The sequence below is a fragment of the Sorangium sp. So ce693 genome, from assembly GCF_051521375.1.
Taxonomy (GTDB): domain Bacteria; phylum Myxococcota_A; class Polyangia; order Polyangiales; family Polyangiaceae; genus Sorangium; species Sorangium atrum.
Map to the genome: position 1 here is coordinate 11,200,470 of NZ_CP150347.1, position 12,870 is coordinate 11,213,339.

General features: G+C 70.5%; 12 protein-coding genes. 5 read left to right on the plus strand and 7 right to left on the minus strand.

From position 1 onward, the window contains the following. Window positions 1-13: 13 nt before the first annotated feature. Entirely contained in the window at window positions 14-805 is a 792-nt protein-coding gene (locus tag WMF14_RS41780) for a hypothetical protein (protein ID WP_437795872.1), read from the minus strand. 328 nt (window positions 806-1,133) lie between these two features. Here WMF14_RS41780 and WMF14_RS41785 point away from each other — a divergent pair, with 328 nt between their 5' ends. Genes WMF14_RS41785 through WMF14_RS41795 form a run of 3 tightly spaced genes read left to right on the plus strand, consistent with a single transcriptional unit; the run spans window position 1,134 to window position 3,966 of the window. After that, on the plus strand, window positions 1,134-2,132 hold the full coding sequence (locus WMF14_RS41785) for a MopE-related protein (RefSeq protein ID WP_437795875.1): 999 nt from the start codon (window positions 1,134-1,136) through the stop codon (window positions 2,130-2,132). A gap of 11 nt (window positions 2,133-2,143) precedes the next feature. Further along, the gene (locus tag WMF14_RS41790; protein WP_437795878.1) at window positions 2,144-3,004 is read left to right on the plus strand and encodes a DUF692 domain-containing protein; all 861 of its coding nucleotides are present in this window, start codon (window positions 2,144-2,146) and stop codon (window positions 3,002-3,004) included. Further along, window positions 3,001-3,966, plus strand: coding sequence for an HvfC/BufC N-terminal domain-containing protein (locus tag WMF14_RS41795; protein WP_437795881.1), 966 nt, complete (start codon window positions 3,001-3,003; stop codon window positions 3,964-3,966). The genes WMF14_RS41790 and WMF14_RS41795 overlap by 4 nt, the downstream gene beginning before the upstream one ends. Here the strand turns inward: WMF14_RS41795 and cysW are convergent. The 5 genes from cysW to WMF14_RS41820 all read right to left on the minus strand — a co-directional run bounded on the left by cysW (window position 3,963) and on the right by WMF14_RS41820 (window position 9,097). Further along, the gene (cysW, locus tag WMF14_RS41800; protein ID WP_437795883.1) at window positions 3,963-4,862 is read right to left on the minus strand and encodes a sulfate ABC transporter permease subunit CysW; all 900 of its coding nucleotides are present in this window, start codon (window positions 4,860-4,862) and stop codon (window positions 3,963-3,965) included. The two genes, WMF14_RS41795 and cysW, sit on opposite strands and share 4 nt — an antisense overlap. 31 nt (window positions 4,863-4,893) lie before the next feature. After that, window positions 4,894-5,814, minus strand: coding sequence for an ABC transporter permease subunit (locus tag WMF14_RS41805; protein WP_437795885.1), 921 nt, complete (start codon window positions 5,812-5,814; stop codon window positions 4,894-4,896). After that, window positions 5,814-6,872 carry a sulfate ABC transporter substrate-binding protein gene (locus WMF14_RS41810; RefSeq protein WP_437795888.1) on the minus strand — a complete coding sequence of 353 codons (1,059 nt, stop codon included), beginning with the start codon at window positions 6,870-6,872 and terminating at the stop codon, window positions 5,814-5,816. The genes WMF14_RS41805 and WMF14_RS41810 overlap by 1 nt, the downstream gene beginning before the upstream one ends. Before the next feature lie 87 nt (window positions 6,873-6,959). Then, window positions 6,960-8,315, minus strand: coding sequence for a methyltransferase domain-containing protein (locus tag WMF14_RS41815; RefSeq protein WP_437795891.1), 1,356 nt, complete (start codon window positions 8,313-8,315; stop codon window positions 6,960-6,962). Window positions 8,316-8,485: 170 nt separating this feature from the next. Then, entirely contained in the window at window positions 8,486-9,097 is a 612-nt protein-coding gene (locus tag WMF14_RS41820) for a helix-turn-helix domain-containing protein (protein WP_437795893.1), read from the minus strand. Window positions 9,098-9,396: 299 nt separating this feature from the next. Here WMF14_RS41820 and WMF14_RS41825 point away from each other — a divergent pair, with 299 nt between their 5' ends. Continuing rightward, entirely contained in the window at window positions 9,397-10,440 is a 1,044-nt protein-coding gene (locus WMF14_RS41825) for a hypothetical protein (protein WP_437795896.1), read from the plus strand. Here WMF14_RS41825 and WMF14_RS41830 read toward each other — a convergent pair. Next, complete coding sequence (locus WMF14_RS41830; RefSeq protein ID WP_373372313.1) at window positions 10,411-11,244, minus strand: AraC family transcriptional regulator; 834 nt, start codon at window positions 11,242-11,244, stop codon at window positions 10,411-10,413. The two genes, WMF14_RS41825 and WMF14_RS41830, sit on opposite strands and share 30 nt — an antisense overlap. 338 nt (window positions 11,245-11,582) lie before the next feature. On the opposite strand from WMF14_RS41830, the gene WMF14_RS41835 reads away from it, so the two are divergent. Next, window positions 11,583-12,767, plus strand: a complete 1,185-nt coding sequence (locus tag WMF14_RS41835) for a pyridoxamine 5'-phosphate oxidase family protein (protein WP_437795899.1) — start codon at window positions 11,583-11,585, stop codon at window positions 12,765-12,767. The last annotated feature ends 103 nt before the right edge of the window (window positions 12,768-12,870 follow it).

Below are 12,870 nucleotides of genomic sequence, written 5' to 3' on the forward strand. Positions count from 1 at the left end.
CGCCGCGGCCCTTTCAGAAGGCGCCGCTGAGGCCGAAGGCGGTGCGGCCGGGCGCGAGGGCGATGTGCGGCGCGAACCGGAGCCGGAGCGGGCGAAGGCGGATGTACTCGTAGCTCTCGGCCGCCGGGGGCTCCTCGTACTCGAGGAGCGCGGCGTCGAGGATGTTCGCCGTGAGCGCTCCGAGGACGGCGCCGAAGACCAGGCCAGTGAGCTCGCCCCCTCTGCTGGGGGCAGCGCTGCCGACGAGCTGGCCGACCAGGCCGCCGCCGAACGTGCAGCCGACGTTGAGGCCGAGGCTGGCAAAGCCCTTGACGAGGTGGCCGTTGGCCCAGTGGGTGATCGGACCGCCGAGCACGAACGGGCCGGCGGTCATCCAGGCGAACACCTCGTTCTCCGTGGCGACAGCGAGGGGTCCGAACGCGATGGTCCCGCTGAGCACGAGGAGGTGCTGCCAGCCATACCAGACGCGCTCCTGCTCGCGCTGCTCGCGCCAGGGAGAGGCCCCGGGCTGCCAGGGACCCGGGCTCGCCGTCCACCTCAGGGGCGCCTGGGGATCTCCGGGCGGCGCAACCCCCGCAACCCCGGTCGGTGGCGCGCCACGGTCGCCCGGAGCCGGCGACGGCAGGAGGGGCGCTGCCGCCGCGTCGCCCGGAGCCGGCGCAGGCGGCGCGACGGCCGACCCGCTCGGCGGCGCAGGCGCAGGGAAGACCTCGGACGCGGCCTGCATGGCGCTCGCCGGCGCCGCCGTGACCACCACGGCTGCTGCACAACCGATCCACAGCCCGCCGCGAAGCATGCCTGTCATCCAGCGATCCTCTCTTCCTTCTTTCCGCGCTCAGAACCTCTTTACTTCTTTTCGCTCGGCCGCCGCGTGCAAATCCGGCCCCGCATTCCTGCGAGCGGCGATGGACGGCTGCTCCGCCGGCGGCGCGCGCCGAACGCCCCGCGGACCGGCCATGGGCGCAGCGGCGGGAGCGCGCGGGACGCCGCTCGTACAGCCATGCTCCGTCCGGTCGACGATGGGCCCGCGACAACTTGCCGCATATTCCGCGCGCACCAGCCGTGCCACATGTCGTGCGCCGGGCAGCCTGCAGGCGCGCCCTGCGCGTTTCTTCGGAGGCACGACGAGCACCATGACCCAATCGCCGAGATCCACCTTGCTTGCGCTGGCGCTCGCCAGCTTCGCCGCCTTTGCTCCGGCCTGCGGCGACGATGACGGCGTGACGCCGATCGGGACCGGCGGCTCCGGCGGCGAGCCCCCCGGGACCGGCGGCGCAGGCGGCGAGGAGCCCGCCGGGACCGGCGGCTCCGGCGCGACGGGCGCGGGTGGCCAGCCCGTGGGCGACGAGGACAGCGACCACGACAGGGACGGCCTCACCCCGCGCGCAGGCGACTGCGACGACTTCAACAACACCGTCCACCCCGGCGCCGAGGAGCGGAATTTCGATGACATCGACTCGGACTGCGATGGGTCCGACGCGCCGCGCAAGACCCTGGTGTGGAGCGCTGACGAGGATCCCGCTCAGCCCGATCTGGTGGACGCGCTGGCCCTCATGGACGCCGACGGCGACGGCCAGATCTCCTTCGAGGAGTTCTCCGCGGCGTGCGCCGAGTCCGCCATGCTGGCCGGCACCGCGCGCCCCGGCGTGGTCCAGGTCCACGCGTCCTGCTCCGGCAACAACAGCTGCCGCGGCATGGTCTATCAAAGCTGGAATGAGCTCTACGAGCACTCGTGTCGCGCCGTGAACGGCTGCGACGGCTGGAGCTGCGTGGAGACCGCCGAGGACCAGGATCGAGACGGCCCCGCGGCGTTCAAGGCCGCGACATGCGACCATTGCCACAGCGCCGCGACGGGTAAGTTCTCGGTGAAGGTGCCGCCAGGCGAGGACGTGAGCGCCTTCCTCGCCGACTTCTGGGAGCGCCGCTCCGATCCGTACCTGCAAGCGATCATCGCGTTCGGGATCGACGGCGCCACGCCCGAGGGCACCGCCTACGCGAACATGCCCGGCTCCTATCATGTGCTCTCGCGCTCCGAGATGGACCGGCTGATCGCCTACCTCCGCACCCTGACGCCGGAGGGCGACAACTTCGAGCAGGTGCCGACGCCTGACCCGATCGACCCGGGCAACTGACCCTCCGACCGATGAGCGCGCCCCGAGACACAAGCGACGATCGGGCGCCCGGCGCGCGGTCCATCCCGCGCGACGCGCTCGGCCTCGGGCTGCGCCCGCCGCACTACGAGGCGATCGAGCGGACCAGGCCCGAGCTCGGCTTCTTCGAGATCATCGCGGAGAACTACCTCGGCGCGTCTCCCCTGCCCCGGGAGCGGCTCCGGCGCATCGCCGAGCGCACCCCGATCGTCGCCCACGGCGTCTCCGTCAACCTGCTGGGCGAGGCCCCCCTCGATCGCGATTACCTGTCCCGGCTCAGGGATCTGATCCAGGAGCTCCGGATTCCCTACTTCACGGATCACCTCTGCTGGACGGCGTTCGAGGGCGTGACGCACCACGACCTCTTGCCGGCGCCCTACGATCCGGAGCTCATTCCCTACGCCGCGGGCCGGGCGTTCGAGGTCCAGGAGGCGCTCGGCGTCCCGTTCGGGATCGAGAACCTGTCTTCCTATGTCGCCTGGGAGCGCGACGCGCTGCCCGAGTGGGAGTTCTACCGCCGCGTGGTGGAGGCGTCCGGCTGCTGGGCCATGCTGGATCTCAACAACGTGTTCGTCTCCAGCGAGAATCACGGGTTCGATCCGCGCGCGTACCTCGACAGCGTGCCCTGGCGCCGGGTCTTGCAGGTCCACCTGGCTGGCCACCAGACATTGCCCTCCGGCTTGCGGCACGACACGCACGATCGCCCGGTGTGCGACGAGGTATGGTCTCTTTACGAAGAGGCGTGGCGCCGGGGCGGTCCCTTCCCGACGCTCCTCGAGTGGGACGCGGAGATCCCGCCCTTGCACGTGGCGCTCGCGGAGCTCGGCAAGGCGCGGCGGGCGCGGCCTTCATGAGCCCGAGAGGCGGGGCTCCTCCGGGCTGGCTGCGAGAGCTCCAGCGCGACTTCACCGCCGTCCTCCGCGCGCCGCTCGACTCGAGCGCGGGCCGGTTCCGGGAGCTGCAGGAGCGGTATCCCGCGGGGCTCGTGGCGCAGGTGAAGGGCGGCCCCGGGGGCCTCGCGCCGGCGGAGCGGCTCGCGGTCTATCACCGCCAGTACTGGATGCGCCTGTTCACCGGCCTGCAGACGAGCTTCCCGCGCGTGTCGCGGGCGCTCGGATTCTGGCACTTCAATCACCTGGCCGCGCTGCACCTCGAGGCGTGCCCGCCCCGCCACTTCGACATCGACGAGAGCACGCGCGGGTTCGCCGAGCGGCTCCGCAGCGCGCTGAGTGACCCTGACGGCGCGCGTCGCGGTCGACAGCCGGGGCGCCCGGCGCGCGGGCACGACGACGCGTGGCGCCGGCGGATCGAGCTCTCCAGGGCGCCGCTCGCGATGATCCGCCAGGCGCTGCGCATGGACGAGGCGGAGCGGCGCGCCTACGAGTCGCCGTTCGAGGGCCTCTGGCGGCCGACGCCGGAGGAGCTCGCCACGCTGGCCGAAGCGCGGCTGCGCTTCGCTGTGTCGTTCTCGTTGACCCACGAGGACTGGGACCTCGCGCGCTTCTCGCGGCTCACGGGGGGCGAGCTGGACGAGGGCCCCCTGGACGCGAGGCGCCGCCACGCGTCGACCCGCGCGTGGGTCTTCGCCCGGAGCGCCGCCGGCACGACCACGACCTCGGTGGATCCGCTGTTCGCCCGCCTGCTCGAGCGCTGCCGGGAGCTGCCGTTCGGGCAGGCCCTTGCCGCCGTCGAGCAGGGCTGCACGGCGGCTGAAGCGGCGCAGCTGCAGGCAAACCTGCAGGGCTGGATCGCGCTCGCCCTCTCGAGCGGCTGGTGGACGGGCATCGACAGCGCCGAGCCGCGCGCGCAGGGCTAGCCGCCGTCCGTCTTCTTCAGCTCGCCCTTGAACCGCCACTCCACCGCCGCCTTCACGGCCAGCGTGATCACCGACACGCCGGCGAGGAGGCTGGCGACGGCGAACGCGGGCACGACGCGGACCATGTTGGCGTAGTAGACGCGCTCCACGTGGAGCGGCAGCGTCACCTGATCGGACGAGCCCGCCGAGACCACGTACACGGCGCCGAACTCGCCCATCGCCCTGGCGGTGCACAGGATGACGCCGTAGAGGAGGCCCCAGCGGATGTTGGGCAGCGTGACGCGCCAGAAGATCTGCCATCCGTTCGCGCCGAGGACGCGGGCGACCTGCTCCTCCTCGGTCCCCTGGGCCTGCATCAGCGGGATGAGCTCTCGGGCGACGAACGGGAACGTGATGAACACCGTGGCGAGCACGATGCCAGGAAGGGCGAAGATGACCCGGGTGGAGACCTCGAGGCTCGTGAACCCGAGGCTCACCGCGTAGGTCCTGTTCACGAACGCGCCGAAGAACCCGTTCGCCCCGAAGAGCAGGACGAAGCACAGGCCGGCGACCACCGGAGAGGTCGAGAACGGCAGATCGATCAGCGTGACGAGCAGGCTCCTGCCCCGGAACTCGAACTTGGCGATGGCCCACGCCGCCGCGACGCCGAAGAGCGTGTTGAGCGGCACCGCGATGGCCGTGGTGAAGAGCGTGAGCTTCACCGCGTGGAACGTCGCGCGGTCGAAGACCGCCTGTCCGTAGGCCCTCAGCCCCTCGCTGAAGGCGTGCCAGAACACCACCCCCAGCGGGAGGACGAGGAACACGGCGACGAGCGCCACGCACAGGCCGATCAGCAGCCGGCGCGCGCCGCTCTCGGCGGAGACCGCGTTGCCTGCACGGGAGCGCGCGGTGAGCATCTCGTGCCTCGGGTCCGCCGGCCGCGGGCGGTCAGCCCGCCGCCCTGCCCGTGTGGGCGCGCGCGGCGGCGCGCTGGAGCAGGTTGATGGCGAACAGGAGCGCGAAGGACGCCGCGAGGAGCAGGACCGCGACAGCCGTCGCGTCGGCGTAGGTGCCAGTCTCGTTCACCTCGATCATCTTGATGATCACCTGGGACGCGATCTCGGTGTCCGGCCGATTGCCCGAGATGAAGATCACCGACCCGTACTCGCCGAGGCCGCGCGCGAGCGCCAGCGCGAACCCCGTGAGGAGCGCCGGCGCGAGCTCGGGCAAGACGACGGCGCGGAAGATCTGGAACCGGCCGGCGCCGAGCGTCGCCGCCGCCTCCTCGACGTCCCGGCTCAGGTCCTCGATCACGGGCTGCACCGTGCGCACGACGAACGGCAGCCCGACGAAGGCCATCGCGATCACCACACCGAGCGGCGCCAGGGAGATCCTGTCGTACACCGTCCACTCGATCGGCGACTCGCGCCATCCCCCGTGCGCGAACCCCCGCCACGAGGGCCACGGATACCGGAAACCCAGGCCGGAGAGCCCCCCGCCGAGCAAACCGCTCTCGGCGTACAGCGTGGAGAGCGCGATGCCGGCCACGGCCGTGGGCAGCGCGAAGGGCAGGTCGATCACCGCGTCGATCACGCGCGCGAACGGGAACGTGTACCGGCCGAGCACCCACGCGATGAGCAGGCCGACGACGACGTTGAGGAGCGCGGCGACGAGCGAGGCGCCCAGCGTGAACCGCACGGCTGCGGTGACCCAGCCGCTCGTGATCACCCCGAAGAACCGCTCCCACCCGAGCTCCGCCGTCTTCAGGAACAGCGCGGAGAGCGGCAAGAGGACGACGAGGCTCAGGTAGAGCACCGTGACGCCCAGCGAGAGCGAGAGCCCAGGGAGCACGCGCGCGCGGCGCGACATCACTTCTTCCGCATCTTGTCGAGCTCGGCCCCCTGGCTGAAGTGGACGTTCATCACGGTCGGCCAGTCGCTGAATTCGTCCTTGAACCGGAACAGCGAGAGCGGCTTGAGGCGCTCCGCGTGCTTCTTCGCGATCGCCTCGCTGTACGGGCGGTTGTAGCGCTTCGCGATGAGCTCCTGGCCCTCGTCGGAGAAGTGGAACTGGACGTACGCCTCGGCGACGTCCTTGACGCCGTGCCGCTCGGCGACCTTGTCGACGACCGCGAGGGGGACCTCGATCGTGATCGAGTCCGAGGGGACGACGACCTCGAACTGGTCGGCCGTGGCCGGATCGGCCGCGATCTGGAGGATCTCGTTCTCCCAGCCGAAGAGGACGTCGCCCGTGTGCTGTACGATGAAGCGGGTCGACGAGCCGCGCATGGCCGGGTCGAGGATGGCGTCGTCATAGACCTTCGCCGTGAACTCGCGCGCCGCGGCCTCCGCGTCCGCCCGGCCCTCGGCCTTCGCCTTGCGCGCGGCGTGCGCCCAAGTCGACAGGTAGATCCACCGCGCCCCGCCGCCGGTCTTCGGATCCGGGCACAGCGCCACGACCTCGGGTCGCGCGAGGTCTTCCCAGCCCTTCACCTGCTTGGGGTTGCCCTTGCGGACAAGGAAGATGACGGCGGACGTGTACGGCACCGAGCCGTTCGGCAGGCGCTCCCGCCAGGTCGCGGGGAGCAGGCCCGCCTTGGCGATGGTGTCGATGTCGAAGTCGACCGACAGGGCGGCGACGTCCGTCTCCTTGCCGGCCGCAATGTCGCGCGCCTGCTTGCCCGACGGGCCGTGATCGGTCTCCACGTCGACGTCCCTGCCGGTCTTCTGCTTGTACCACCGCTCGAACGCCGGGTTGAGCTCCTGGTAGAGCTCGCGGGTGGGGTCATAGGACGCGACCGAGAGCTTCGCGACCCGGCCTTCCGCGCTCGCGTCGGGCGCGGCCGCCGTCGTCTTCTCCTCGCACCCGGCGGCGGCCAGGAGCAGGGCGCCCAGCGCGAGCGCGGAGCGGAGCAGGGCTGTCTTCATCGATCGTCGCCTCCGTGGGGGAGAAGGGCGGCCACTCTACCGCCGAACAAGGCGCTTGTCGCGACGAGAGCGCCCGGATGGCATCATCTATCCGATCTCGATCCAGCCCCGGAGCCTCATGGTTCGCAGCAGGACGACGAAGTCGTCCTCGGTGAGCGCTTCGCCGGCGGCCGTGCCGAGAGCGGCCAGGACCTCGCGAGCGGCCCGCTTGCCGTCGATGGACGACAGGAGCTTGTGAAGGAAAGCGCCCAACGGGCCCGGGATCGGCGTCGCTCTGCTGTTCGCGGAGGTCAGCTCCACACGAGGCCTCGGGCCCCCGGAGCCGAAGGACCACCCCTCGAGCAGCTGGATGCGTCGGCCCGCGATGAACCGCGGGATCATGTCCAGGATCGCGCTCCCGCGCCGGGCAGCGTGATCCACGAAGGCGCGCGCGACGGGATCGGGCTCGAGGTCTCCGCGCTTCCGGGCGGCGAAGAAGATGGTGGAGTGAACCAACCCAGGGAGCCACTCGTCGAGCGCAGAGAGGTCGTGGAAACTGGCTCTCCTCCGGCGGATCTCCAGCGCATCGAACGCGAGATCATCGAGGAAGGCCGGCATGTCGTCGCTCCTCAGGGGCCCGGCCGCCGGTGGATCCGAGGAGCGGCGGAAGGGCAAGCCGAGATTGAGCCATACGCCCCCCGGGGACAGGACCCGGTTGATCTCCCGCGCGATGAACGTCGGCGCCCCGGCGATGTCCAGCAGGTACTGGGTCACGACGAGCGATATCGATCCGGGAGCGAAGGGCAGCGCGGCGGCGTCCGCCACGATGAAGCCTGCCCCTCTGGGAGGCGTCGCCGGCCCCCGCATCGAGACCTGGCGCCAGCGCGCCTCCGGGATCTGCAGCGAGATCGCGCCGCCCCGCATCAGGTGGTCGGCGAGCAGCAGCTGCGGCAGCGAGACGTCGAGCCCGAGGCTCGTGGGAAAGGCCGTCGCCAGGCTCGCGACGAGCCCTCCAGCGCCGCAGCCGAGCACGGCCGCGACGCCCCGATCGGGGCAATGCCGCAGAACCGCGTCGAGGAAGAACGCGCGGTCGGCGCGGAATTCCTCGGTGTCGGCCCAGTCGATGTACAGGTATGGCAGCCTGGTTTCCCAGCCGGCCATCTGCGACGTCATGAAGTCGCTCATGCCGACAGGGCGCTGAGGGAGCCCCGCCGCTTGCGCGAGCGCGGGCTCCAGGACGCGCTTCAGCGCCTCGCGGTTCCCCGGCTGCGCCGCGTCGGGCTCGGGCAGTGAGGCGAGCTGCGTCTGCAGCGCGTCAATCCACACGTGCGGCTTGAACGTCAGGATGGGAACGCCGAGGATGGACGGCCCCTCCGTCCCGCATACGACACAGGCATCAGGCCGCGCGGGGCCGAAGGCTCGGCCGCAGCACACACAGCACCATGAGACATCGCCGCTTCCCATGTCGATGCTCCTTGGGCAGCGCGATGAAGGGCGTAAGGGGGCAGCTGGCGATGCTCGCCAGGGCCATCGCCGAGCTCATCTGGGTGTCGAGCCCCTCCGGGCCCCGGGCTGGTGCAAGAGCCCGCTGCTCCCCGAGGGCGCAGCGGGGCGCGTCTGGACCAGGTGACGTGCTAGGCGGCCGCGCTCCCGCGGCCGGCTGCGCCGTTCCCCCCTTCGTTGAGCTTCGCCTCGTGCTTTGCGACCCACTTGCGGAGCCGCTGCGACAGAGGTGACCGCCCGTTTTCGTAGTTGGCTACCGAGCTGCGCGCGAGGCCGAGCTTTTCGCCGAGCTCGGCCTGCGAGAGCCCGAGCTTCTCGCGAAGCACCTTCAGCGTCGTCGAGTCTGTCGCCGCCTTCGCGCGCGCCGATGCGCTCGGAGGGGTGGCCGGCACGGCCTCGACCGCGCGCCCGGCCCGCTGAGGGCGCTCGACCGCCACCGGCGGCGACTCGGCGCGAGCGCCTTCCGGAGCGGCGCGCCGCGCGACGGGCGCTCGGACGCTGCTCGTGCTCCCCGCGAGCTTCTCGCCGCAAAACGGGCAGAAGTCGAACGCGAGGACCTTGCCCGAGTCGGTGCGGAACTCGACTCCCTGGATCGACGCTGGAATCCCTTGCGCGCGGCGCTCTTCGCTCGCCCACCCGTACACGAGCGTGAGCCCGCGCTCCTCTTGATTCACCGGTAGACCGGTCTGACTCATCCGAAGGCAGACCGTCCTGCCGTCGCGCGTGCACTGTCGTCCGATCATGGGCATCGTCATCTCCTCTTTTTCGTGCGGGCGCAGGCGTATCCGGTCCAACTTTTGCGCAGTACTGCTCACCTGTCAAGGTGGACACATGCCCGGTCGAACATTTGCGCGATACTGTTCATTTGTCAAGGCAGATAAACGGGAAGCCTGGGCGAGGAAGAGGCGATGATGTAGGGATCGTCGACGAGCTCGTTCCCGCCCTCTTCAGCGTGGAACCCGCGCGTGGAACCCGCGCGCGGCCTGTTTTGTCTACGTTTCGCTTCCTCGCGTCCTCGCGCTCCTGGGGGAGCTTGCAGCCGATGAGCCCCGTCAACGTTTACCACTGCCAGCGATGCATCGCGCCGCTGGAGGTCCCGCCGGGCGTCCGCACGATCGTGTGCCGTTACTGCGGAACACACAACGAGCTGCAGCGCCCAGGCCCGCCCCCGCCCGCGGCCGCGCCTCGCCCCGCTGCGCCGCCGAGCCGCAGCCCCGCCGCGATCCTCATCGGGGTCGCCATCGCCGTCGCCATGATCGTGAGCGTCGCCATCCTCGCCCCGCGGCGCGTCCGGGTCCCCGGAGCTCTCCGCGGCCCGCTCGATCTCGAGTGGTCGAACGAGCGCAAGTTCGTCGTCAAGTCCGACGAAGCGCTCTACGGCGAAGTCTCCATCTTCGAGGGCACGTACCAGATCACCTTTCACGGCTTCCCACAAGGCACCAGGTGGAAGGTCGCGGAGAAGAGCGGGCGCATCGAGAGCGACATCTATGACATCATCAAGCTCGACAATGTCGAGGGCCAGCTCGGAAGAATACCAGTCGCCAGGTACCGCGATACCCTGCTAGGGCCCAAGGCGAAGCTCGAGATCGAGCTCCCCTCCGGACAGGCAGCTTCCATCGAGCTGCGCCAGGCCGACGCCACCATGTCCCTCCTGTCGGTGCTCGATCGGGTCAAGAATGGTCCGGTCCTCTTCGAAGGTGAGCCGAAGCAGGAGGGCGATCTGAGCAGCGTGCTCCTCCTGGAGACGGCTTCCATGAAGCTCTTCGGCCAGGCGGTCCTGCTGCAAGACGTCGATCTGGTGGCGATGACGCGCCGGCTCCCGGAGATCAAGGGCCGAAAGACGTGCACCGGGTACAAGGACCGAGCGGGCGAGCCGCTCCCTGACCTGACGATCCGGTTCAAGGAGACCGAGGCCACCGTGCTCGATAGGCGGACCGGGGCCGTCGTGCAGAAGAAGGTCTTTCCGCCGGATGAAGAGTGCCCGATGTTCAGGTTTTCGATCGGCGACGATCGCGAGCGAGAGCAGGACAGCTATCCGCCGACGCGGGACATCGAGTCATGGCTGAGCTCCTTGGTCCAGCGTTAGGCGACCGAGACGACGGGCCATGTACCGCGCCGGCGACGCGCCGAGCGCCTTGCGGAACATGGTGACGAAGCTGCTCGCGCTCTCGTAGCCGAGGTCGCTCGCGACGCTCTGCACGCTCGCGCCGCGCGAGAGCCGCTGGAGGGCCAGGACGATGTGGAGCTGCTGGCGCCAGCGACCGAAGCTGAGGCCGGTCTCCCGGACGAGCAGCCGGTTGAGGGTCCGTTCGCCGACGCCGATCCGGCGGGCCCACGTCCCCATCGTCGCGCCGTCGGCGGGGTTCTCCGCCATCGCGTCGACGAGCTTTCGGAGGCGCTGGTCGGCCGGCATCGGCAGGCGGTGTTTCTCGATCGTCGCCGCCGCCAGCTCGTCGAAGAGGACGGCCACGAGCCGCGCATCCGGCCCGTCGAGGTCGTAGAGCGCGGGGCGCGCCGCGAGACGGACGAGCAGCTCGCGAAAGAGCGGCGTGACCGAGACGGCGCAGCACTCGGCCGGCAGGTTCGGAGCCGCGTCCGGCTCCATGAAGACGCCGTAGCCCTCGAGCGGCGCGCGCCCTCGTATCTTGTGGAGCACTCCGCCGGGGATCCACAGCGCCGAACGCGGCGGGATGATCCACAGCGCGTTCGACGCCTCGCACGTGACCTCGCCGCGCTCGAGGAAGAACAGCTGTGACTCGCGATGGCTGTGGAACTCGCTCTCCAGCCCGCCGGTGACCATGCTCAGGCCGACGGCGTTGGCGGGCCGGGCGAGCGTGCTTCGCCAGCGGCCACGATCCTCGAACGCGAAGCGACGCGAGAGCGACTCCATCGCTTCGGCCATCGATGCGCGTGGCTCGTTTGCGAGCTGGACGTCGCCATGAAAGGTCCACCCGGGGGAAGCGCTCGACGGCGACGCGGGCGGGGCCGACGAGCCTTTCGTGGTGGAGCCGGCGGAGGGCGATGCCGGTGCCGGCGATGCCGTCGATGACACGGACGACGCGGGGCGCTTCCTTCGCTTCGAACCCATGGCCGGTTTGCGAAACAAAATGTCTTTATTTCGGAATGCGGTCAAGGTCGCCGGCTGCGATGGTTCCTCTGCGCGCTCCGGCGGCCGTGCCGGAGCCCGAGAAACCGCGCTTTGGCGGACGGGAACGAGGAGGCTCTTCGATGCGGAAGGTGATGACCGCGCAGCAGCTCGAGGCGATCGTCGGCGCCCCGATCCCGGCCGTGCGCATGAAGCAGATCGGCGCCCTGGACGAGGGTTGTCGGCGCGTCCTCGCCAATGCACCGATCGCTGGCTTCGGTTTTCGTGATGAACAGGGAGGCTGGCACAGCACCTTCGTCGGAGGCGCCCGCGGCTTCGTGCACGTGGAATCGCCGAAGCGCATCCGGTTCGAGCTACAGGCGACACACCCGACGCCGAAGTCCGGCAGCGGCGCCTCCTTCGTCTTCCTCTTGCCGGGAATCGGCGAGACCCTTCGGCTCAACGGCTCCGTGGTTGAGCGACGCGGCGGCCGGATCATCGTCACTGTCGAGGAGGCCTTCGTGCACTGCGCGAGGAGCATCCTCCGATCCGGCCTCTGGGAGGGGCCGCGCGCTCCCGCCGCCACCGCCGTCGAGCCGCCGTTGGCGCGTGACGGCGCGCGTCAGGAAAGGGAAGGTGGACTGCTCGGTGATCCGAGCGTTGCCCGCTTCCTCGCGTCGAGCCCCTTTGCCGTCGTCTCGTCGTGGGACGCTGCTGGCTCGGGCGATACGAGCCCGCGAGGGGATTTTCCGGGCTTCTTGCGGATCCTCGACCACGAGACGCTCGTCATCCCCGATCGCCGGGGAAACCGGCGGACCGATACGTTCCACAACGTCATGACGTGCGCCCAGGTCTCCCTCGCGGCCGTGGTTCCAGGGCGCGACGACGTTCTCCACGTCAGCGGCACGGCGTACGCCACCGACGAGCCGGCGCTCTTGTCGACCATGGCGCTCGCGGGAAAGCCGCCGCAGGCGGCGCTCGTCATCCGCGTGGAGCGCGCGGAGCTCCTGGCGAACGAGGCCCTGCAGCGGTCGAAACTCTGGCAACGCGCCGCCCACGGCGACGCGGCCGCCATCCCCGATCTGATGGCCCTGGCGACCCAGCACCTCGCGCTCAACAAGGGCGGCGGCGCGAAGGCGGCGATGATTCGCATCCTCGGCAGCGGCGCCGGCGCCTTCCCGAGGCTCCTGCGTTGGCTCATCGATCTCGGTTACCGCAAGGGGCTGACGGACGAGGGCTACGACGGCGGCGCGGCGCTCCGAAGCGGCGACGAGGCGATCCGCCCGCGAGGATCTCGCCGTCGAGCCGTTCGACAACGAGGCTCATGAAACTCCGGCGGGCCCGAGGGCCCGGATGGTGCGCGTCTTCGGCGCGGTTCGTGAGACCGCGAATGCCGCCGCGACGAGGGTCGACGGGAGCGCGTCGACGGGC

Coding starts and splice junctions, on each gene's coding strand:
- WMF14_RS41805 (WP_437795885.1), bottom strand. CDS start 5,814: ATGTCGCGCCGCGCGCGCGTGCTCCCTGGGCTCTCGCTCTCGCTGGGC.
- WMF14_RS41830 (WP_373372313.1), bottom strand. CDS start 11,244: ATGGAGTCGCTCTCGCGTCGCTTCGCGTTCGAGGATCGTGGCCGCTGG.
- WMF14_RS41785 (WP_437795875.1), top strand. CDS start 1,134: ATGACCCAATCGCCGAGATCCACCTTGCTTGCGCTGGCGCTCGCCAGC.
- WMF14_RS41795 (WP_437795881.1), top strand. CDS start 3,001: ATGAGCCCGAGAGGCGGGGCTCCTCCGGGCTGGCTGCGAGAGCTCCAG.
- WMF14_RS41810 (WP_437795888.1), bottom strand. CDS start 6,872: ATGAAGACAGCCCTGCTCCGCTCCGCGCTCGCGCTGGGCGCCCTGCTC.
- WMF14_RS41835 (WP_437795899.1), top strand. CDS start 11,583: ATGCGGAAGGTGATGACCGCGCAGCAGCTCGAGGCGATCGTCGGCGCC.
- WMF14_RS41780 (WP_437795872.1), bottom strand. CDS start 805: ATGACAGGCATGCTTCGCGGCGGGCTGTGGATCGGTTGTGCAGCAGCC.
- WMF14_RS41790 (WP_437795878.1), top strand. CDS start 2,144: ATGAGCGCGCCCCGAGACACAAGCGACGATCGGGCGCCCGGCGCGCGG.
- cysW (WP_437795883.1), bottom strand. CDS start 4,862: ATGCTCACCGCGCGCTCCCGTGCAGGCAACGCGGTCTCCGCCGAGAGC.
- WMF14_RS41825 (WP_437795896.1), top strand. CDS start 9,397: ATGAGCCCCGTCAACGTTTACCACTGCCAGCGATGCATCGCGCCGCTG.
- WMF14_RS41815 (WP_437795891.1), bottom strand. CDS start 8,315: ATGGGAAGCGGCGATGTCTCATGGTGCTGTGTGTGCTGCGGCCGAGCC.
- WMF14_RS41820 (WP_437795893.1), bottom strand. CDS start 9,097: ATGATCGGACGACAGTGCACGCGCGACGGCAGGACGGTCTGCCTTCGG.